Raw genomic sequence first — 19,917 nt, 5'->3', positions numbered from 1 at the left:
CCCCGCATTTTTACACATAATTTTCAGGCAAAAAAAATCCTATTATATCCGTAAAACAGAATTAGTAGAAGTTGCTGCATTGTACAGCACCAATAGTGTAACCGTATACAAACCGGTTGCCCTATTATTTTTTACGCCTGGCTCAATGTGCCACGCTCGATTTCTTTTTCTGAAAACTGTAGATGAGATAAAACAACGCCGGCAATATAAACACACTGCCCAATAACAATGCCCAGCCCAATGCCGCCATTGTTTTGGCATTGCCCGCATTGTCCAGCAACGATAAGTAAGCGCCGCCTTTCAGCAGTACAATGTTGGGAAAGTGCCGGTAGGTAGTGGTGAGCAGGATCATCGTTACCTGAAAGCCCGCCAATATGCGCAGTATTTTGGTTTTGCCATGATATAGCAAATACCAGAGCAACAGCAGCGACAAACTGGCCAGCCCAATGGCCGTAATGCCCACTACATTGCCAAAGACCCATTGTATAAGGGGAATATGTTCTACCCACGCAGCGACGAACACCAGTGCACCCGCAATTACGGCGAGGATGTTGGAAGTGCGCGCCTTGGCGATGAAACGTTGCCGGTCTTTTTCGTTATCCGTTTCTCCGATCAGGTATACCGCCGCCAGGAAGCCGCAAATAGCCACCGTAAAAAGGCCTATGGCCACGGAAAACCAATGCAACCAGCTAAACACATATGCATCCAGGAAGTTGGTGGCATGAGTGTCTATACGCCCGGCCACGGCGCTGCCGGCAATAATGCCCAGGAAAAATGGGGTTACACAACTGGCATACCTAAAGATGCGGTTGTAAATGAGCTGCATATCATCTACCACGGCATCATAATTACGGAAGGAGAAAGCCGTACCCCGGGCAATGATGCCCATGAGCATAATGACCAACGGTATATGCAGGTAAATGGACATGGTGGTATATATTTCCGGGAAACCCACAAACAGGATCACGATGGCGATGATCAGCCACATGTGATTGGCTTCCCAGATAGGCCCTATGGCGCGGTACATGGTTTTGCGCGTATTGTCCTGGTTATGTTTGGAAGTAAATAACTCTATAATGCCCGCGCCAAAATCGGCGCCGCCCAGCAGGAGATACAGCAGGATGGATGTCCACAAAAAAACGATGACCACGTATAACATGAGCGCAAACTTTTAAAAGGCAGGAGCAACATCCACCGGCGACAGATCGTACAACTTGCCTACCATGCGGATCTGCCGGTACAGCATAAACGTAACAATGAGCGCCAGCGATACATACACGCCGGTGAATAAATAAAAAGAATACGCAATGCCCGGCATAGGTGTAACCGCATCGGCGGTGCGCATAATGCCGTTAATGATCCAGGGCTGCCGGCCTACTTCAGTCACCGTCCACCCGGCTTCCACGGCCAGGAAACCCGCCGGCGTGGCCAGTACAAAAAGTTTCAGTAACCAGGTCTTTTCCAGCCATTGCCTCTTTTTCCAAAGGGTTATGAAGTACAATACGGCGATGGCCAGCATCAACATACCTAAACCCACCATTACCTGAAAAGCATAATGCGTGATGGCCACTGGCGGCTGGTCTTCCGGCTTCACCTGATCCAGCCCTTTTACTTCGGCATTAAAATCATCGTAGGCCATAAAACTGAGCAGGCCGGGTATTTTAATGGCATAATTTACCGTTTTGTTGGGCACATCCGGAATACCTCCTACAATAAGGGCAGCTCTACGCTCCGTCTGGAAATGCGCTTCCATGGCGGCTAGTTTGGCGGGCTGGCGCTTCGCCACGCTTTTGGCGGAAATATCGCCGCTGAGGGGTTGTAACACTGCGGCTACCGTGGCAAAAACCGCGGCAATCTTAAAAGCTTTGGTATGAAATGCCTTATGACTACCCCGCAAGATCATAAGCGCATGTACACCCGCCACTGCAAACCCCGTGGCGGCAAAGGCCGCCAGGCACATATGCAGGGCCTGCGAAAACCAGGCATCGTTGAACATGGCTTTGATAGGATCTATATGCAGGTATTGACCATTCACATAATCGAACCCGGCAGGACTATTCATCCAGGCATTGGCGGCCACCACCAGGATGCCCGATACCAGCCCGCTGATGCCTACCACTACGCCGGTAAACCAGTGGAACCACTTATTAAAATGATCCCAGCCATAGAGGTAAAAACCCAGGGCAATGGCTTCAATAAAAAAAGCCGTACCCTCCAATGAAAAAGGCATCCCGAAAATGGGACCTGCATGTTCCATAAATTCAGGCCACAACAAGCCCAGCTCAAAGGAAAGCACTGTACCTGACACCGCGCCCGTGGCGAAAAAAATGGCTACGCCTTTGCTCCAGGCCTTGGTTACGTTGCGGTACATCACATTGCCCGTGCGCAGCCAATAGTAGTGCGATACGGCCATGAAAAAAGGCATCACCATACCAATGCAGGAGAACACAATATGAAACCCCAAGGAAAGGGCCATTTGCGAGCGGGCGGCTATAAAATCATTCATAAGGATGCTATTTGTACACGACTACAATACCAAAAGTAATGCCTCCACGAATGTAATACGTGCTTTCAAATTATAAAATGATTTATAACAGGGTTACCCCATACCCCTATCCATAAAGGATTTAGGAGCAGCCTGCTACTCCATGAATGTTAATATATCTTGTTCCGCACTATAAAATACAGGCGCAGGCTGGCAGAAAGGGTAGTAAGGTAGCCCTGTTTTTTTTCAGACAATTTTGTTACCTATAAACATCGCCAATAAATACCACCGCACTAACAGTTGTTATACCTCCCTGAAATGTACCGCAAATGAAAGGGCAGGATGGGCGGGAGGGGCTGTGGCACAGCAGCTAAGGCCGGTTGGCAACGCCGCAAAAAAAGGTACAACAGGGTAAAAACAGGACCTACGCCTGCCAACATCCAGGTGTAACACACCTGTTAAATATACCATAATACGCCCATCCGTCAAGCACTGTCACCATTTTCCGGTGTGTTGATGCGACACTAATTGCGTATCTTTGCCCTATGAAAATGAATAACCAGGACACCCTCAGGATCGCGGAAATCAAGGTGGACCTGCTGGACCCGCCCTACACATATAAACTACATCAGTTTGCCATGCCCAAAGTGCAGGCTGCTGTGGAAACGATGAAAAAATATAATTGCACCGCCGCACAAGTACAAATTATGGAATCGCTGATAGACCAGATAAATGCCCACGCCACCGCCCTTAATGACCTTCGTAACGATCTGAGACAGTTTGCCAAAGCGCTGAATGAAATAGCCAGTAAATAATGTATTTGCCTGCCAGCAGAAGGCATTAAACCTCTCTCTTTTATATGCTGGCACGTTGTTTAGGGCAGGATCATCATGGCCTCTCCTCTTTTCTTTGCAGGCACCAGTGGCATGGTGTTCCATGAATCCAATAAAAGTGCCTTCCCACCTGCTTTTCAACATAAAAGCCGACTCACGTATTATGCTTCGCTGCACAACAGCCTGGAGGTAAACAGTTCCTGGTATAAAGTGCCGCAAGTCGCTACCGTGGCGCGTTGGGCTGAAGAGGTACCGGCGGGGTTCCGGTTTACCTTTAAGTTGTGGAAGGCTATTACCCACGCAAAAGACTTTTCCTTTACAAAAGAAGATATCCGGCATTTTATGCAAGCTATTGCACCGGCCAGCCACCGGAAAGGCTGCCTGCTGCTGCAATTTCCGCCATCGCTTAGGATGGATAAAATAGCTGCCTTATCCCACTTGCTGGAAGTTATTGCAGCAAATAATACGGTAGCAGGCTGGGATATTGCCCTAGAATTCCGGCACCTATCCTGGTATGCACTCCCTACCTTTCAACTGGCAGAAAAATATGGCGCTGCCATTGTACTACACGATATGCCGGGGTCTGGCTTAGCCCCAATAACTACCCAGGCACCTTTCATATACCTGCGTTTTCATGGGCCAGCGGGCAATTATAAGGGCGGCTACCCCGAGACAGTGTTGCAACAATTTGCTGCAAGGATAAGGACCTGGATGAACGCCGGCAAAAAGGTGTACGTGTATTTTAACAACACCATGGGCGAGGCGCTGCCTAACTTACACCGGCTGCGTTATCTGGTAAATGGATAACGCAGGTACAGGATTACCCAGGGCAGCAGGGAAAATGGCAGTTCTATCCACATGCCTTTCCAGTCGTGATCTTATAAATGATAACCAATGATCAGCAGGATAATCGATAGATCCCGAACGGGTCCCACTTATCGATGGGAAATATTCTTTCCTGACTCATCTTCCGGTAATTAATCAAAAAAATTATAAATATCAACGATTGGAAGGTACATTAAACGTAACTTTGCAAACACTGATTTTGTCAGACTTTTAGCGGGTACCATTGGTTTGTAACCATCCCGATACCTGTAAAAAAAGGCTGCTAACAACACGTATAAAACCAAGTTTGCTTTTGACTATGCTATCAAACAGATTGGTAAAATCCACCACCTTCAACAATGACACGGCTTTCGACTGGTTATACCCGGAAAAAATCCAACAATTATCCAAACACCACTGGACACCTTTGTCTGTAGCCAGGAAGGCGGCCAGGTTTCTGGCCAATAAGCCCGGGGCCAATATACTGGACATTGGCAGCGGCGCAGGCAAGTTTTGCCTGATAGGTGGCCACCATCACCCGGATGCTCATTTTTATGGCGTAGAGCAGCGCCGGGAATTGCACGATACTGCCATTGCCGCCCGGGAAGCAACCGGCCTGCAAAACGTGGAGTTCATTCACGGCAACTTCACCCAGCTGAACATGGCAGATTACGACGGATTTTATTTCTACAATGCCTTTTTCGAGAACCTGGATCACCAGTTCCCTATAGACAACGATATTGAATATTCGGTGAGCCTGTACACGTATTATTCCCGCTATTTGTTTAAAGCACTGGAAAATGCCAAGAGCGGCACCCGTTTGGTAAGCTTTCATAGTTTGGAAGACGAGATACCACAAAGCTATCACCTGGTAGATATTTCAGACGACCAGTTGTTGAAAATGTGGATACGCAGATAGGTATACTATAAAGATAAATGGCCGGAAATGCTGATTGCACAGTGTTTCCGGCCATTGTTGTTCATCATCGTATCATGGGCGCTATTTACTTTGAATCTTTTTTAAGGGCTGCGCCTCACTTAATCATTTCTAAATCACCGGCGAAAGGTGAGGGAGTAGTCGGTAGATTTATATTTAACGCGTACTGGCATTGCAGCGTATACCTTACAAGCTATGATCCTATTCAATTCCATTTCTTTCAGCTCCCGGTAAAGCATACGGGTTAGTAATGCCGTGGATGGCGCGGTCTATTTCGCGAAAACACTAGTTGCCGTTACAGATCGCATTGATGATGGGTATCCGCCATTTGCCACCCAGTACATAGATCGTGTCCTGGAGGGCCTGCATTTCCTTCATGGGATCGCGGACTAAGGAAGAATGAGTAGTTTGCTGCTATGATGGTAAGTTGAGATACCTTGATATACCAGTATCTAAGTTATACCAATGTACCCAGCGCAGCGCTCACGGAGCAGTCGCCGCTGAAACCCGTTGGCAGTGCGGGTGAGGTAGCCAAGATGATAGTCTTTCTCGCAGATGATGCTGCCAGTTATATTACAGGAGCTGATTTGGTAATGGATGGAAGAATGGTATTAGCTTGAGTCCTATCCGGTTGCGCTCAGCGGCTGTACGGGTCCGGCTACTATCTGTTTGCACCGTTCCTGCCGGGGCAGGTGATTTCGGAGCAGGATAACGGAATGGTTTCAAATGCATTTTCGCTATAAACATCACAAGCAACGTGGGCACTACACCGGCCATGAATAAAAGTTGCAGCCATTTTTTCAGTTTAAACATTCTAAAGGAGGCATTTATTATAAAACATTATAAAAATTAATAATATATAGTTAGATACCGTTAAAAGTCTTCCCTCACCATCAGGGAGACTTTTGTATTTTAACGGTATGAAAATACATCAACAAGGCATAAGACTTCCGGCAAAGTGCCGGGGCTTTCACCTCATTACCCAGGAAGTGCGGCAGGTGTTGTTGCAGTATACCGATATCCAATCCGGGATGTGCCAGGTATTTATCCGGCACACATCTGCATCGCTCACCATTAATGAAAATGCAGATCCTACGGTGCGAAAGGACTTCGAAATGTATTTCAACAAAACCGTGCCAGAGAACGATCCACAATATTTACATGATGATGAAGGGCCGGACGACATGCCCGCCCACTTGAAGGCTGCACTGCTAGGCAGTTCGGTATTAATACCCATTGTACAGGGCCGCCTGGGGCTGGGCACCTGGCAAGGCATTTACCTGTGTGAACACCGCAACCATGGCGGGCCCAGGGAATTGATTATAACGGTATGGGGGGAATAGTTTTTCTCAGACGTTTTTGAAGTTGTGCCACGCCGGTTACAAGGCCCCCGCCCAAATCTTTATTTTTTGTTAATGAGGATGCAACAGGTGATAGCTTATTGCTGAAGATGTATATTCGTTTAGTTAGTTAACCAAACAAGTATCTGTCTATGGGGTCGTTTTATAACCTTGATTATATCATCGAGATCAATGAGAAAAGGCTGGAACAGTACTCTAATGCATATCAGAAACAAACAGACAAGTTTACTAATATTCTTGTTTTATATTCTACATTTACCATTTTTGTGATACCAATTGCGCAAACGCTTTTTTTTGAGGAAGCAAAGTGTTATTGGCTGGAACATGTATTATTTTACGGCTTCAGCCTGTTATTCCTGGTATCTGCTTTTAATACCATCCGCTTGCTAATTCCCGTGGAAGTAGCCTACCAGCGGGAACCCCGGCGCTATTACGAAACTTACCGGCTCAATTACGAAGATGGTATCCGTACTCCCACCGAAGTGGATATTTTAGTGAAGGCATCTTATATTGAGGAATTAGAACTGGCGGTCCGTACGAATTTTTATATTATGGAACGGAAAAAACTGTTCTATTACCGGGCGCTTATCTTCGCTTTGTTAGCCTGTGGCCCTTATTTATTATGTATTGGTTTTCAATTATCCATGAAAACTGAAAAAATTCAGAAAGTAGACATTGTAAATTTTAGTAACTTAGTTGAAAATAAACTTATGGCAAAGGAAATTAAGCAAACCAGCCAGAGCATTAGTCCTACTGGCAATAAAACTAGGTTACCAGGCGTAGATAGTAGCCAGGTGATACCTTCTTCGCCTATTTTCTTTAAAGAGAGTTTGTTTTTTGATACTACTACTGCTCATAAACTCAAGAAGAAATCAATAAAAAAATAACTACCGTTATATACTTTTTTACAAAAAGCCGTCCGTTATGTGGATGGCTTTTTTCATTTGGTGGCGGGCTGCCTGTATTGCGCGGGGCATGTGGTGGTGGCGGCGATTGGTGCTGCCTGCTCGGAAAGAGTGGCGGAGGTGGATTTTCTCACTAGGTGAAAAACGTATATTTTTTATTTATATTATCGATAGCCACCGTACTTATAGCTGTAATTCCATTAAGCCATCATTACCTGCGGTCATCTGCTCCACAATATGAAAGCAATTTTAAAAAAGGTCATCCCCACCCCAGAAAATTCTTTGAACGTACACAAAGACGTAGGCCCGGAGATGCCCAGTGCCTGGCATTACCACCCGGAGCAGGAACTGTTACTCATTAAAAAAAGCGCCGGCACCTGCCTGATCGGCGATTTCGTAAGTAGCTTTAAGGCGGGCGATGTGTATATTTTTGGGGTTAACCTGCCCCATACCTTCGCCATGAAGACAAATACCTGCATTGCCCGGAAAACAAAGTGGGGAAATCCATTGTGGTGTTGTTTCTTCCGGAGTTGTTACCGCAGCATTTCGGTAACCTGCCGGAATTTAAAGCCTTGTTGAAATTGCAGCACATGGCCCGGCAAGGTTTACCTATACAAGGCCCTGCCCGCAAAAAGATCGTTTTGCTTTTGGAGGAAATGCTCACCGTAAAAAATACGGCGTAATAATACCCTTACAGCTATAATGTTATAACACCGCCATACGCTTGTCTTGCAGCATACAGGGCCTATGCCCCTTTCCTATTTATAACTTGGCGTTGCACCTACTTTATACTGGGAGCGGAAGTAAAAAAGTGATAGTCTGTTAACCAGTCGGTAAGCCGTTGCGGCCATGCCCTTATAGACTGGAACACGGCATGGTAGCCCATGTTAAAGGCATGGTTGCCTTTTGCATATACGTGGGCCTCCACCGGCACGCCGGCTTTGCGATAGGCCAGCAGCAATTGTATGATGGGCGGTGAGCAGCAAACATCTTCATTGGCCGCCACCAGGAAGGCCGGGGGCGCATCTGGCGGAATGCTATCAGGTACTCCTAAAGGGCCTGGATACACCAAAATAATAAAGGCTGGTTTGGCCGGAAGCCTGTCTACCGGGTCGGTAGCAGCAGGCTGGCTTTGATAATCCTGAAATGCCGCCATATTGGTTACTTCCCCACCGGCAGAGAAACCCATGAGCCCAATACGGTTGGGATCAATATGCCATTGCGCTGCCTTACTGCGCACCAGTCGCATGGCGCGGAGGGCGTCCTGTTTGGCGTGTACGGCTATCTGGTAGGGCGAATTGGTATCGCGGGCCAGCCGGTATTTTAGCACGATGGCCGTAACACCCAGGTTATTAAAATACCGCGCAGGATCTCTCCCTTCCGAATTGATGACCAGCATATGGTGGCCGCCGCCCGGGCAGATCACCACGGCAGCGCCGTTGGCCTTTTCCTTTGGCGGAAAATACACGGTGATGGAAGGATTGTGAATATTGCTAATGTATACATCTCCTTTCTCCGGCTCGTTGGCACGGGCTTCAAAACCAGGCGCTCCCTGCGGCCAGAGGTGCAGGGTGAGCGAATCGCTTTGAGCGAAAAGGAACTGCGGCAGGAATAGCCCTATGAAAAAACATGTCTTTAACTTGGCCGGCATTTGTGCGTTTTAGGGGATTGGTGTTACAAATAAAAATTGTTCCGGCACCTAATAATTTAGCATGCTGGCATTTTTTATGGGATATTAACAGGAAGTGGTGTTGCCGGTATAAAAACGGCGGCCCTTAGGAAGGGCCGCTTGCCATAGCAGTGGCGAAAAATGTTATATGCGGGAAACGGTTACTGCCGTGCCATAGGCCAGTACTTCAGTAATGCCGTTCATCACTTCATTGGCATCGTAGCGCATGTTGATGATGGCATTAGCCCCCTGCTCTTCGGCGTGACGTACCATTAGTTCAAAAGCTTCTGCCCTGGCCTTTTCGCATAGCTGCACATAAATCGAAAGTTTGCCTCCGAAAATAGACTGGAAGCCGCCGGCCATATTGCCCAATACACTGCGGGAGCGTACGGTGATGCCTCGTACCACGCCGTGTTGCTGGGTAACGCGGTAACCTTGTAATTCAATGCTGGTAGTAATAAGATTGTGATCCATGATCGTAGTGTTTTCGTCAAAAATACAACAGGTTATTGAGCCATGAGCACATTTGCTACAAGGATCTTTTTTTAGTGATGGCCGCTACTTCGCGTAGCAACAGGGGGAAAGCTGGCGTTGCCATGCCGCCGTGGTCAAAACCCTGCAATTCGTATAGCCGCGACGTTTTGCTACCATTTAGCTTCATCATGCGCAGCAGGTAGGCATTTTCTTCATATCGGCCCAGCATCTCCATTTCGCGGTCGCCGGTAATGAGCAGCAAGGGTGGCAAATCGCCACGCACGTGGAAAAGTGGGGCCAGGCTATCGATAATGGGCTGTGTATCCCGGATGCCCCGCTCCGCGCGCACGGTGAAATGGGTAATGGCCTGTGGGCTAAAAGGAATGAGGCCAGCTACCCGGTTAGCATCAATATCATATTTGGCCAGGTAGTGTTTGTCCAGCCCCACCATCAGATCCAGGTAGCCGCCAGCGGAGTGGCCGGAAAGGAAGATCAGGTCGGGATTACCGCCATATTCACGGATATGCTTGAACACCCAGGCAATGGCCGCAGCCGCATCTTCAATATAGGTGGGTGCTTTCACGTGGGGAGAAAGCCGGTAGCCTACGCCCACAATGGTATATCCTTTGCCGAGCAGGGCGTCGGGAATTTCCTTATGTCCGCCGGTCATGCTCCCGCCGTGAAACCAAATGATAACAGGAGTATTCTTGGCCGAATCGGGATGGTATATATCCAGCGTGCAGCGTTCCTCCCGGTAGGGATCATTACGGTACAGCGCATCGGGATAGTAACGAATATTTTTTTGCGTGGAAAATGTTTGTTGTGCCTGGGCGGAGAAAGCCGTTAAAAGCAAAAGCAGGAAGCATATTTTTTTCATAAAACCTATTTTAATTTCCATGTCGGTGCGTGGAGTCCGTGGGTGCTAAGATAAAGCAGGGCAGATACATTTTACGATATTCCTCCAAACAAAAATAAGCGGGCAAGGTAGTTGGCCTGTTTATATTACATTTTCCGGGCGAGTATTGTTTTCTTACACCTGACCTCCTGCGGGCAATAATCAGTGGTTCAGCCCCTTAATCGCATTAAATTTCCTGCGCACCATTTCAATTTTAAAAGCATTTCGTACTTTTCGGACATTATCAACCAACTTGTCATGCGCCATGAATGATGAACAAGCGATCGGGCAACGGCTTAGCGCCGGAGACACCGCGGCATTCAAGGCCTTATATGATATTTACTTCGACCGCCTCGCCGCTTTTGTTTTTAAGCTTTGCAAACTGGAATCCGTTACAGAAGACATTGTACAGGAAGTATTTCTTAAAGTATGGCTGCGCCGGGAGGGCCTGGCGCAGGTGCTGAACCTGGAAAGTTATATTTTCTCCATGGCGCATAACCGTGTCATGGATTACCTGCGTACCCTGAACCGGGAAACCCGTTTGCGCGAACACATTGCCCGGCAGGAGACCCTCTCCGACAAGCCGGAAGCCCCCCTGCACCTTAAAGAATTACAGCATTTAATAAATATAGCCCTAGCCGAGTTATCGCCCCAAAAGCAGCAGGTGTTTCGCCTGAGCAAGCAACAGGGGCTGAGCCACGACGAGATTGCAGCAGAAATGGGCCTGGCCAAGAGTACGGTAAAGAATCACCTGTCGGAAACATTGCGCCACCTCTACCGTTTTATGGGACCTCACACCGGCCCGGAGGTGTTGTTGCTTCTGTTTGTGCTGCGGCATCCGCATTAAGTATAACCTGTTGTAATTTTTTTTAAGAATGGCAGTACGATGCGCTTAGTGCAACGTCTACCTGATGTCCTGTTTACTTTTTTTAAAACCACCATGGAAAAAAGCGAGATCGAACAGTTAGTACAGCGTTATGCCCGTCATGAATGTACGCCGGCAGAATGGCTGCAACTGCTGTCTATTATGGAAGCAGGGGAGCATGATGCGGAACTACAGCAAGCCATAAAACAGGTATGGGCCGCCACTACGGCCCAGGACATGCCGGCCACCATTCACAAGGAGGCCCTCTATGCCCAACTGGAGCCCCTGCTTACGCCGCCGCTGGTGGTAAAACAACGCCGGTCGTGGATGGCTGCAGCGGCAGTGGTGGCAGGATTGCTGCTGGCCGGCTATGCGGCCAAGCAATGGCTGCTGCCCACCCGGCAGGCCGTGGTGGCCCAACGGCCAAACCTGCCCCCCGGCCACAATGGCGCGGTGCTAACCCTGGCCAATGGGCAACAAATTGTGCTGGACAGCGCGGCCAATGGCCCGCTGGCCCGGCAAGGCAATACCCAGTTAATGCATCAAAACGGGCAACTTATTTATAAACCGGAAGGACCGGCTACGGCTACCGCTTATAACATCGTAACCACGCCCCGCGCCCGCCAGTACCAGTTAGTACTGCCCGATGGCTCCAGGGTATGGCTCAACGCCGCCTCCTCCATCCGCTACCCCGTGGCCTTTCACGGCCAGCGATCCGTAGAAATTACCGGGGAGGCATATTTTGAAATAGCCCCACAAGCCGGCGCACCATTTACCGTAACGGCGCATAACATGGAAATAGCCGTACTGGGTACGCACTTTAATGTGAATGCCTATGAGGATGAGGCCAGCGCCAAAACCACGCTTACGGAAGGTGCCGTAAAAGTAAGTACTGCTAACAATACACTACTGCTGCACCCCGGCCAGCAATCCATTTTGCACGCCGGTGCCGTAACATTAGTGCAGCACGCAGATGTGCAGAGCGCACTGGCCTGGAAGGATGGACTATTTAGCTACAACGGAGAGCGCCTGGAACCTATTATGCGGCAGATAGCCCGGTGGTATAATGTGGACGTAGTTTTCAAAGACAAGATTGAGGAGGAATTTGTAGCCACCATTCCCCGCGATGTACCAATATCGCAAGTACTGGAACTGCTGGAAGCTACTGAACATGTACATTTTAGTATGCAGGGAAAAGTAATTACAGTAGCACGGTAAAGCAGCCGCTCAATGAGGAACAGTTATTTTTTGCCAAGTGTATCATATGAAAACGTTTTATCAAAAATCAACCAACATCTTACTTAAATTTTTCCAATTACAATAGTTTATCAACCAATGTATAGCACGGCGTGCCGGGAAAAACGCGTTTTCCCGGACCAGACCTGCCACGCCTTGCACGAGGCCTAACACGCTCTTATTTAAAAAATTAAAATGCTGACTTTGTATGTATGTATTTCAACACATCAAAGCTCGCAGGACTGCTATGCTGCTACTATTGTTGTGCAGTATGCTCCGGAGCTATGCCCAGAAACCAGGCAATACCATTACCCTGCATCTGAAAAACAGTACGCTGGAAGCGGCCATCAACACCGTGGGTGAGCAAAGCGGTTTGCGGGTGCTGTATACTAAAAATGATATGTCCAGGGCCGTACCAGTGAATGTAGACATCATCCATGCATCGCTGGAAGAGGCCCTTACCGCCATTTTCAAAGATCAGCCGCTGGACTTTGTGATCAAGGAAAAGTACATCGTAGTAAAAAAAGAGAAAGAGAAAAAAGAGCCGGCACGCGCGACCAATGGGGCCACGCCAGCCGCTACCACGATACCGGGCATTACGGGTTCGGTGCTGGACGATGAGGGCCAGCCCATTCCCGGCGCCACCGTTGTACTGGAGGCTAACAACCGCAAAGCCGGCATGGCGGCAGATAGCAAAGGTAGCTTTTCCTTTATAGGCCTGGCACCGGGCAGGCTCACCCTCACGGCCAGCAGCGTGGGTTACGAAAAATTTACCACCCAGGTGGAAGTGAAACCCGAAACGATGGTGATGAAAATTACCCTGCGCAAAGCCACCAATAACATGCAGGATGTGGTGGTAAACGGCATCTTCTCCCGCCCTAAAGAAAACTTCACCGGTGCAGCCACCAGCTTCACCGGCGAGCAGCTACGCGAGATAAGCCCTACCAGCGTATTCACCGCCCTCAAAGCACTGGACGCTTCTTTCCAGATGCCGCAGGACAATGTGAATGGCTCTAACCCCAACGTAGTGCCACGCGTGCAGCTACGTGGTACCAACAGCATTATGCAAACCGACCTTAAAAGCGAATATGGTTATATCAGCAATCCACCGTTGATTATCATGGATGGCTTTGAAGTGCCAATAGAAAGGCTGTACGACCTGGACATCAACCGTATTGCCAGGATCACCATCCTGAAGGACGCCGCCGCCACGGCCATCTACGGAGCCAAGTCGGCCAACGGGGTGCTGGTGGTAGAAACCATACAACCCAAACCCGGGGAGTCGCACTTCATATACACCACCAGCCTCACCACCAATATTCCCGACCTAAGCACCTACAACCTTACCAACGCCCGGCAAAAACTAGCGTTTGAAGAAATGGCCGGCGTATATAAAAGCCGCAATTATACCGACCAGCGGCGCTTAGACCAGGTACATAACCTGGTGGCGCATAACGTACAGCGGGGGGTAAATACCTACTGGCTTTCCCAGCCGCTGCAAACGCAGTTCAACAACGCCCATTCCCTTTCCCTGAGTACCGGTGTGGGTAAGATCGTGTATCAAACCACGCTCTCCTATGCACACGACGGCGGGGTCATGAAAGGTTCTAACCGCAATAATCTGAGCGGCAACGTGGCCCTGCGTTATGTAGACCGCAAGTTCCAGTTACAGACCCAGTTTAATATTTACAGCACCCGCAGCAACAACTCGCCCTATGGTGATATGAGCCAGTATGCCCGATTTAATCCTTACTGGATGCCGCGTGACCAACATGGGCGCATCACCAAATACCTGGATATATACCCGCTGGGCGAAGTAGATGGTATAAGCACCAGCCTACCCAATGACTATGAACCAAAGGTGACGAACCCACTATATAACACCACCCTCCATACGATCGACAGCCGGCGTGCCCTGAACATAGGGCAGAACTTCTGGGCGGAATATAACTTTACCAATAGCTTTAAAATAAATGGCACTTTCGCTTACACCAGCACCACGACCAACTCCGATCAATTTTTGCCGGGTAGTGCCACCGATTTTTTTACGGTAGACGATTTCTCTAAACGTGGATACTTTAGAAATGCAAATGGCAGTGGAACAAATTACCAGGGCCGACTGAACATGAACTATGGCAAGGTAATGGGCCGGCACACCCTGTACGCTACCGCTGGCTTAGAAATGCAGGAAAACACCAGCCGCAGCGTAGCGATCAATGTAACCGGCTTTCCCAGCGAGCGGCTGAGCGACCTGCTCTTCGGCCTTTCTTACAAAGATCAGAAGCCCCAGGGCAGTTTTGACAAACAGCGCAACCTCAGTTACATTGCCAATGCCAGCTATGCCTACGACAACCGTTATCTGATGGATGCCAGCTTTAACCGCAGCGGCTCGTCACTGTATGGAGCAGATAAGCGGTATGGCAACGTTTGGGCTGTGGGCCTGGGCTGGAATGTGCACAAAGAAAGATTCATGCACCTGCCCCAGGAAATAAACCGGTTAAAAGTGCGCGCTTCTTATGGATACACCGGCTCCGTGAATTTCCCAAGCTATGCCGGCATTACCACCTACCGTTACGACATCACCGGCCGTTACCTGGACTATGTGCCCGCCAATGTACTGGCCATGGGCAACCCGGACCTTACCTGGCAGCGCACGCGCAAATTTAATGGCGGTGCAGACATTGCCCTGTTTAAAGAACGCCTCAACGTATCGATGAACTATTATGTAGAAACGACCGACGACCTTATTATGACCAACCCCTCTGCCCCTTCCACCGGGTTTAACAGCTTCTATAACAACCTTGGCAAAAGTGAGAACAAGGGGTATGAAATAAGCGTTACTGCATTCCTGCTTAAAAAACCGCAACAACAACTTTATTGGAGTATAACCACCAGTTGGCTGCGCAACCAGAACAAACTGTTAAAGATTACCGATGTACTAAAAGAACAAAATAATACGGCCCTTAAAGAGCAAACAGACAGCGGCTACAGCAAGCCAGTATTGCAATACAAAGAAGGCCAAAGCGTAAGCACTCTGTATGCCGTACGCTCCCGTGGCATAGATCCTAGCACCGGGAATGAAATATTTCTGACCAAAGATGGTAAACAAACTTACGTGTGGAACAAGAACGATGAAGTAGCCATTGGGGATATGCAACCCAAGTTTAACACTACTTTCAACAACCACTTTCAATGGAAATGGCTGCGCTTAGACTTTGGCCTGAACATTACCCTGGGAGGATATGAATACAATAACACCCTGGCCGACAAACTGGAAAACGCCGTAACCACCGACAACATAGACCGCAGGGCGATGAACGACCGCTGGCAGAAACCGGGTGATGTAGCCAATTATAAAGGCCTGGTAGATGTGGAGGGATACCCCAAAATAAATACCAGTACCGTGGCTACTTCCCGCTTTGTACGCAGGAAAAATTCTGTGGAGCTAACAGGTATATCCCTGGACCCCGGAAAACTACTGGCCAAATACATTACCAAGTACACCAACCTGGCCGTCAATAAATTGAATAACAAAGCCAAAGACGTGATTAAATCAGACATGCTGGATGTGCGCTTCACCATGAATAATCTATTCACCTTCTACAACATAGGCCGGGAAAGAGGCACCGCTTATCCCTTTAACCGGGAATTCACTTTAAATATCACCCTGCGTTTCCAGTAAGCGCCGGCATTCTTGTCAACCAAAACGAATTGATGTATGAAAAGATTTACACTGCTGTTGTGCAGCTTCATCGTGGCCTTCACGGTGGGCGGCTGTAAGAAATGGCTGGACGTGGGTTCTAAGACCGATGTAGTGCAGACCGATATGTTCAGTAACGAACAGGGTTTTATGGACGCCATGAGCGGCGTATACTACACCATGGCCGGCAATGCGCTCTATGGCGACAAACTGAGTATGAGCTTCCTGGACGTACTGGCCCACTGTTATGATATTAAATCCTCTAAATATACTAACTACGAGTATAACCTGGACTATGGCAGTAACACGTATTACCTGGATGCCACCCCGCAGGCAATTATAAAAAATGTATGGGATACGATGTATTATGCGATTGCCAACGATAATAACATCCTGGCCAATATTGATGCGCAGCAGGCCGTATTTAACGACAATAATTATAAACTGATGAAAGGGGAAGCGCTGGGGCTGCGGGCCTTTATGCACTTTGACCTGCTACGCATGTTTGGACCATCATATCTTACCGAGCCGCATACCAAATCAATTCCTTATGTAACCAAATTTTCTGGCAAGATCGTAACCCCCTTATACACCGTAGCCGCCGTAACAGATAGCGTGATCAAAGACCTGCTACAGGCGGAACAGTTGCTCCAGGACGATGACTTGCAAACCCAGTCGGTAGACAATAGCTGGATAAATAACCGCAAATGTCACTTCAACAAACTGGCGGTAGAGGCCACCCTGGCCAGGGTATACCTGTACCGGGGCGACAAGGACCAAGCTTTGCAGCATGCGCTCAATGTGATCAACAGCGGGCGCCTGCGCTTCGTTACTGCCACCGAAATGCAGATCAGCCAACAAGGGGCCAAGGCAGACTATTCTTATTCCGTAGAGCAAATATTTTCTTTATACAAAGACAATATCCAGGACATGGTGCTACACCATTTTTCCTTTAGTGGCTTTAACAATAGCGTGCCTTCACAGCTCACTAATCAGCACGCTCCGGACGACAATGGCGGCTATGTGGAACTGCTGTATGAAACTTCGTCTGGTGGCGCCACAGACATTCGCTACCTGTATGGCTGGTCGCCCTACTATACCAGTGGAAGCGCTTATTGGTATATTAGCAAATACACGCAAACCTATGCCAAGGAGCAAAAGCTGGTACCCCTTATCCGCCTGCCGGAAATGTATTATATCGCCGCAGAATGCAGTACCGATCCCGTTGCAGCGCTTGGTTATCTCAATACCGTACGCACGGCGCGTGCCATCAAAGCACTGCCTGACGGCCTTACCGCTGCCGACTTTCAGCAAGAGATCTTTAAAGAATACCAGAAAGAATTTATAGCCGAAGGCCAGCTCTTTTATTATTACAAACGCCGCAACGAATCTTATATCGTAGACAATAACCAGACTGCCCAGCTACCTACTTCCCGCGCCATGTACGTATTTCCACTACCGGCAGACGAGATCAGCGTTGGTGGCCGCTAATATTTTCCGCAAAAACAATCTGCATGAAACGACTATATATTTTATACCTGCTGCCGCTGCTGCTGGCATGCAATAAGGAAAAAATGCCACCGCCATCCTACGAGCCGGGTGTGTTTTTTTACAGCACTTTCACCAACCAAATTGCCGGCGGTACCGACAGCACTGCCATTGCCAACGTTTTTACCGGGCAGTATTCTTTTTATTTTAGCCCGCAAAAAACTCAAGACACCTTTTGGTTTCCTATTGTAAGGGTAATGGGGGCCGCCAGTGATCATGATCGCACTATAGACCTGGAAGTAACTGGCGGTGATGGCATAGCTGGCACCCACTACCAGCTACTGCCCTATATAATGCCTGCAGATTCGCTCACCGCTACCCTGGGCATTGTACTGTTCAAAAACGCGCTCACAGATAGCACACTGCATATTACGTTGCAATTTAAGCCCAATGCAGACTTCCCGGCTACCGCATTGGATTCGGTTTTGTCCGGGCAATATTATTACAGCAACACCTTCCACCTGGAAGCCACTACCAAGCCAATACAACCCTCCTACTGGTCGAATGTGGCTATTTATATGGGAAAATGGAGCATGGTGAAGTATGACTTTATCACCACCACCCTGGGCAAGTACCTGGGCGTAACCGACAATCCAGATGATATTACCAATGGTTATACAGACTACCTGAAGGTAAGTAACGCGCTAACGCAATACAACCTGGCACATCCCGGCAATCCACTCCGGGACGAAAACGGGAAAACGGTAAATCTTAATTAAATGCAAGCTGCCATGAAATCATTACACTTACTGCTGGCCGTCATGCTCCTGCTGGGCTTATCCGCTTGTTATAAAGACAAGGGGAATTATACTTACCACAACATCAACGATATTGCCATTGAAACGAGCGATACAATCACCACTACTTATGGCGACACGTTGCACATTACGCCCATTCTACACCAGCAGTTTTCGGACGATGAAAGCCCCCTCTCGTTTGAATGGAGTGTGCTGGTAGGCACCAGCAACCTGGACTCCACCTATCAGTTGCTATCGACCACCCGCAATTTGAACATGCCGATCACGGTGCCTTCGCAAAGCGATTACTACGCGTTATTTTACCGGGTACATAACAGCGCTACCGATATCACCTATACTAAAATCATCCGGATGGCCGTAACCACCAACTATCAAACCGGCTGGCTGGCCCTGGAGCAATCCGGCGCCCAGGACGATATTAGTTTTATCAATACGGTGCAAAATAAAGTGTACCATCACACCTACTCCCACGCCAATCCCGGCAATCCAATGCCCGCCAGCGCCACCGGTGTTTACAACTTAGACATCCCTGCCTTCCAGAGCAGCAACGGCACGGTGCATAAATCTTCCTTCACCGCAGCCCTTTTTGCCAACGGTGGGTATGTATTGGATGTAAAGTCTATGAAGGCAGACGTAGATTATACCCAGCTTTTCATGAACGCTCCGCAGCCGGTAGCCCCTTCCTTCCTGGGATTGGATCTCAATGCAGAGATGACTACCATCAACAACGGGCATTTATACCGGCGGGTGATGAGTAAGGAAAATACTTTCGACAACGCCTATACGATGGCAGATAGTAGCGACTACCAGCTAGCGCCTATGAATGCTAATACCAGCAACTCTACCACTTTATACTTCGACGTGCTGCATCACCGCTTTCTCAAAGAAGTGTATAAAACCAGGCTGCTCAACAAATTTACACCGCAGACATGGTATTCCTTCGACCCTAGTAATGTGCCGGAACAGCCACTGGCACTGGGTATAGGCTATTATAAGTATTATCAGTATGGCGTGTTTAAGGTACCGGACATGGATAGCTGCATCCTGTATAGCTACTCCCAGGGCACTCCTTTGAAACGCACCGTTATGCATAATAGCCCCGGCGTAGCTTCCAGCCAGGCGTTTGTATTTTCCACCATCCGGTACCAGCTCTATTATGGCGCTGCTAATTTCCTGTACCTCTATGATATACAAGCTAACAGTGCCGCACCGGTATACACCTTTGCCGCTGGCGAAACCATTACCGCCATGATGGCCAATGGCACCACCGGCATGGAGGTAGCTACCTACAATGGTAGCCAGGGATTTGTGTACAGCTTCGCCTTCACCAGCACCGGCGAGATAGACGATACACAGACCACCCGCTATGAAGGGTTTGATAAGATCATCAGCCTGTCGTACAAAAAATAATTTAATCCTGCTATAA

Annotated in this window: 19 protein-coding genes; 13 read left to right on the top strand and 6 right to left on the bottom strand. The window is 48.5% G+C overall.

Going from position 1 to position 19,917, the window contains the following annotated elements:
* Positions 1 to 142: 142 nt before the first annotated feature.
* A complete protein-coding gene (locus GA0116948_RS17390) occupies positions 143 to 1,159 on the bottom strand; it encodes a cytochrome d ubiquinol oxidase subunit II (RefSeq protein WP_089714555.1) in 1,017 nt (338 codons plus the stop codon).
* Positions 1,160 to 1,171: 12 nt separating this feature from the next.
* Positions 1,172 to 2,506, bottom strand: coding sequence for a cytochrome ubiquinol oxidase subunit I (locus GA0116948_RS17385; RefSeq protein WP_089714553.1), 1,335 nt, complete (start codon positions 2,504 to 2,506; stop codon positions 1,172 to 1,174).
* Between the two features lie 524 nt (positions 2,507 to 3,030).
* On the opposite strand from GA0116948_RS17385, the gene GA0116948_RS17380 reads away from it, so the two are divergent.
* The 3 genes from GA0116948_RS17380 (at position 3,031) to GA0116948_RS17370 (ending at position 5,062) form a co-directional block, all read left to right on the top strand.
* Complete coding sequence (locus GA0116948_RS17380) at positions 3,031 to 3,300, top strand: hypothetical protein (protein WP_089714551.1); 270 nt, start codon at positions 3,031 to 3,033, stop codon at positions 3,298 to 3,300.
* A gap of 75 nt (positions 3,301 to 3,375) precedes the next feature.
* Positions 3,376 to 4,125, top strand: coding sequence for a DUF72 domain-containing protein (locus tag GA0116948_RS17375; RefSeq protein ID WP_089714549.1), 750 nt, complete (start codon positions 3,376 to 3,378; stop codon positions 4,123 to 4,125).
* 337 nt (positions 4,126 to 4,462) lie between these two features.
* Complete coding sequence (locus tag GA0116948_RS17370; RefSeq protein WP_089714547.1) at positions 4,463 to 5,062, top strand: class I SAM-dependent methyltransferase; 600 nt, start codon at positions 4,463 to 4,465, stop codon at positions 5,060 to 5,062.
* A gap of 134 nt (positions 5,063 to 5,196) precedes the next feature.
* Here the strand turns inward: GA0116948_RS17370 and GA0116948_RS21820 are convergent, their stop codons facing one another.
* The gene (locus tag GA0116948_RS21820) at positions 5,197 to 5,319 is read right to left on the bottom strand and encodes a winged helix-turn-helix transcriptional regulator (protein ID WP_205686001.1); all 123 of its coding nucleotides are present in this window, start codon (positions 5,317 to 5,319) and stop codon (positions 5,197 to 5,199) included.
* Positions 5,320 to 5,517: 198 nt separating this feature from the next.
* Between GA0116948_RS21820 and GA0116948_RS17360 the strand changes: the two genes are divergently transcribed.
* The 4 genes from GA0116948_RS17360 to GA0116948_RS17345 all read left to right on the top strand — a co-directional run bounded on the left by GA0116948_RS17360 (position 5,518) and on the right by GA0116948_RS17345 (position 7,925).
* Positions 5,518 to 5,700, top strand: a complete 183-nt coding sequence (locus GA0116948_RS17360; protein ID WP_089714545.1) for an SDR family oxidoreductase — start codon at positions 5,518 to 5,520, stop codon at positions 5,698 to 5,700.
* A gap of 300 nt (positions 5,701 to 6,000) precedes the next feature.
* On the top strand, positions 6,001 to 6,423 hold the full coding sequence (locus tag GA0116948_RS17355) for a secondary thiamine-phosphate synthase enzyme YjbQ (protein WP_089714544.1): 423 nt from the start codon (positions 6,001 to 6,003) through the stop codon (positions 6,421 to 6,423).
* Positions 6,424 to 6,572: 149 nt separating this feature from the next.
* A complete protein-coding gene (locus GA0116948_RS17350) occupies positions 6,573 to 7,328 on the top strand; it encodes a hypothetical protein (protein WP_089714542.1) in 756 nt (251 codons plus the stop codon).
* 255 nt (positions 7,329 to 7,583) lie between these two features.
* Complete coding sequence (locus tag GA0116948_RS17345) at positions 7,584 to 7,925, top strand: cupin domain-containing protein (protein ID WP_089714540.1); 342 nt, start codon at positions 7,584 to 7,586, stop codon at positions 7,923 to 7,925.
* Positions 7,926 to 8,127: 202 nt separating this feature from the next.
* Here GA0116948_RS17345 and GA0116948_RS17340 read toward each other — a convergent pair whose 3' ends face one another.
* From GA0116948_RS17340 to GA0116948_RS17330, 3 genes are all read right to left on the bottom strand, one after another.
* Complete coding sequence (locus GA0116948_RS17340; protein WP_089714538.1) at positions 8,128 to 8,997, bottom strand: alpha/beta hydrolase; 870 nt, start codon at positions 8,995 to 8,997, stop codon at positions 8,128 to 8,130.
* Between the two features lie 162 nt (positions 8,998 to 9,159).
* Entirely contained in the window at positions 9,160 to 9,489 is a 330-nt protein-coding gene (locus tag GA0116948_RS17335) for a YbjQ family protein (protein ID WP_089714536.1), read from the bottom strand.
* Positions 9,490 to 9,544: 55 nt separating this feature from the next.
* Positions 9,545 to 10,366, bottom strand: a complete 822-nt coding sequence (locus GA0116948_RS17330) for an alpha/beta hydrolase (RefSeq protein ID WP_089714680.1) — start codon at positions 10,364 to 10,366, stop codon at positions 9,545 to 9,547.
* Positions 10,367 to 10,649: 283 nt separating this feature from the next.
* Here GA0116948_RS17330 and GA0116948_RS17325 point away from each other — a divergent pair, with 283 nt between their 5' ends.
* The 6 genes from GA0116948_RS17325 (at position 10,650) to GA0116948_RS17300 (ending at position 19,901) form a co-directional block, all read left to right on the top strand.
* A complete protein-coding gene (locus tag GA0116948_RS17325) occupies positions 10,650 to 11,231 on the top strand; it encodes an RNA polymerase sigma-70 factor (protein WP_089714534.1) in 582 nt (193 codons plus the stop codon).
* Positions 11,232 to 11,324: 93 nt separating this feature from the next.
* Positions 11,325 to 12,467 carry a FecR family protein gene (locus tag GA0116948_RS17320; protein ID WP_165798294.1) on the top strand — a complete coding sequence of 381 codons (1,143 nt, stop codon included), beginning with the start codon at positions 11,325 to 11,327 and terminating at the stop codon, positions 12,465 to 12,467.
* 226 nt (positions 12,468 to 12,693) lie between these two features.
* Entirely contained in the window at positions 12,694 to 16,167 is a 3,474-nt protein-coding gene (locus tag GA0116948_RS17315; RefSeq protein WP_089714530.1) for a SusC/RagA family TonB-linked outer membrane protein, read from the top strand.
* Between the two features lie 36 nt (positions 16,168 to 16,203).
* Positions 16,204 to 17,676 (top strand): RagB/SusD family nutrient uptake outer membrane protein, encoded by a 1,473-nt coding sequence (locus GA0116948_RS17310; protein WP_089714528.1) that lies wholly within the window; start codon positions 16,204 to 16,206, stop codon positions 17,674 to 17,676.
* A 23-nt stretch (positions 17,677 to 17,699) separates the two neighbouring features.
* Positions 17,700 to 18,452 (top strand): DUF4843 domain-containing protein, encoded by a 753-nt coding sequence (locus GA0116948_RS17305; RefSeq protein ID WP_089714526.1) that lies wholly within the window; start codon positions 17,700 to 17,702, stop codon positions 18,450 to 18,452.
* 12 nt (positions 18,453 to 18,464) lie between these two features.
* Complete coding sequence (locus GA0116948_RS17300) at positions 18,465 to 19,901, top strand: PKD-like family lipoprotein (protein WP_165798295.1); 1,437 nt, start codon at positions 18,465 to 18,467, stop codon at positions 19,899 to 19,901.
* Positions 19,902 to 19,917: the final 16 nt, after the last annotated feature.

It is taken from the genome of Chitinophaga costaii (genome assembly GCF_900094705.1).
In the GTDB taxonomy this organism is placed as follows: Bacteria; Bacteroidota; Bacteroidia; order Chitinophagales; family Chitinophagaceae; genus Chitinophaga; species Chitinophaga costaii.
This window is presented reverse-complemented; position numbering and strand designations above follow the sequence as displayed.

Excerpts from the sequence above, each read along its gene's own strand:
- GA0116948_RS17390 (WP_089714555.1), bottom strand. The coding sequence starts at position 1,159 with ATGTTATACGTGGTCATCGTTTTTTTGTGGACATCCATCCTGCTGTAT.
- GA0116948_RS17385 (WP_089714553.1), bottom strand. The coding sequence starts at position 2,506 with ATGAATGATTTTATAGCCGCCCGCTCGCAAATGGCCCTTTCCTTGGGG.
- GA0116948_RS17380 (WP_089714551.1), top strand. The coding sequence starts at position 3,031 with ATGAAAATGAATAACCAGGACACCCTCAGGATCGCGGAAATCAAGGTG.
- GA0116948_RS17375 (WP_089714549.1), top strand. The coding sequence starts at position 3,376 with ATGGCCTCTCCTCTTTTCTTTGCAGGCACCAGTGGCATGGTGTTCCAT.
- GA0116948_RS17370 (WP_089714547.1), top strand. The coding sequence starts at position 4,463 with ATGCTATCAAACAGATTGGTAAAATCCACCACCTTCAACAATGACACG.
- GA0116948_RS21820 (WP_205686001.1), bottom strand. The coding sequence starts at position 5,319 with ATGCTTTACCGGGAGCTGAAAGAAATGGAATTGAATAGGATCATAGCT.
- GA0116948_RS17355 (WP_089714544.1), top strand. The coding sequence starts at position 6,001 with ATGAAAATACATCAACAAGGCATAAGACTTCCGGCAAAGTGCCGGGGC.
- GA0116948_RS17350 (WP_089714542.1), top strand. The coding sequence starts at position 6,573 with ATGGGGTCGTTTTATAACCTTGATTATATCATCGAGATCAATGAGAAA.
- GA0116948_RS17345 (WP_089714540.1), top strand. The coding sequence starts at position 7,584 with ATGAAAGCAATTTTAAAAAAGGTCATCCCCACCCCAGAAAATTCTTTG.
- GA0116948_RS17340 (WP_089714538.1), bottom strand. The coding sequence starts at position 8,997 with ATGCCGGCCAAGTTAAAGACATGTTTTTTCATAGGGCTATTCCTGCCG.
- GA0116948_RS17335 (WP_089714536.1), bottom strand. The coding sequence starts at position 9,489 with ATGGATCACAATCTTATTACTACCAGCATTGAATTACAAGGTTACCGC.
- GA0116948_RS17330 (WP_089714680.1), bottom strand. The coding sequence starts at position 10,366 with ATGAAAAAAATATGCTTCCTGCTTTTGCTTTTAACGGCTTTCTCCGCC.
- GA0116948_RS17325 (WP_089714534.1), top strand. The coding sequence starts at position 10,650 with ATGAATGATGAACAAGCGATCGGGCAACGGCTTAGCGCCGGAGACACC.
- GA0116948_RS17320 (WP_165798294.1), top strand. The coding sequence starts at position 11,325 with ATGGAAAAAAGCGAGATCGAACAGTTAGTACAGCGTTATGCCCGTCAT.
- GA0116948_RS17315 (WP_089714530.1), top strand. The coding sequence starts at position 12,694 with ATGTATGTATTTCAACACATCAAAGCTCGCAGGACTGCTATGCTGCTA.
- GA0116948_RS17310 (WP_089714528.1), top strand. The coding sequence starts at position 16,204 with ATGAAAAGATTTACACTGCTGTTGTGCAGCTTCATCGTGGCCTTCACG.
- GA0116948_RS17305 (WP_089714526.1), top strand. The coding sequence starts at position 17,700 with ATGAAACGACTATATATTTTATACCTGCTGCCGCTGCTGCTGGCATGC.
- GA0116948_RS17300 (WP_165798295.1), top strand. The coding sequence starts at position 18,465 with ATGAAATCATTACACTTACTGCTGGCCGTCATGCTCCTGCTGGGCTTA.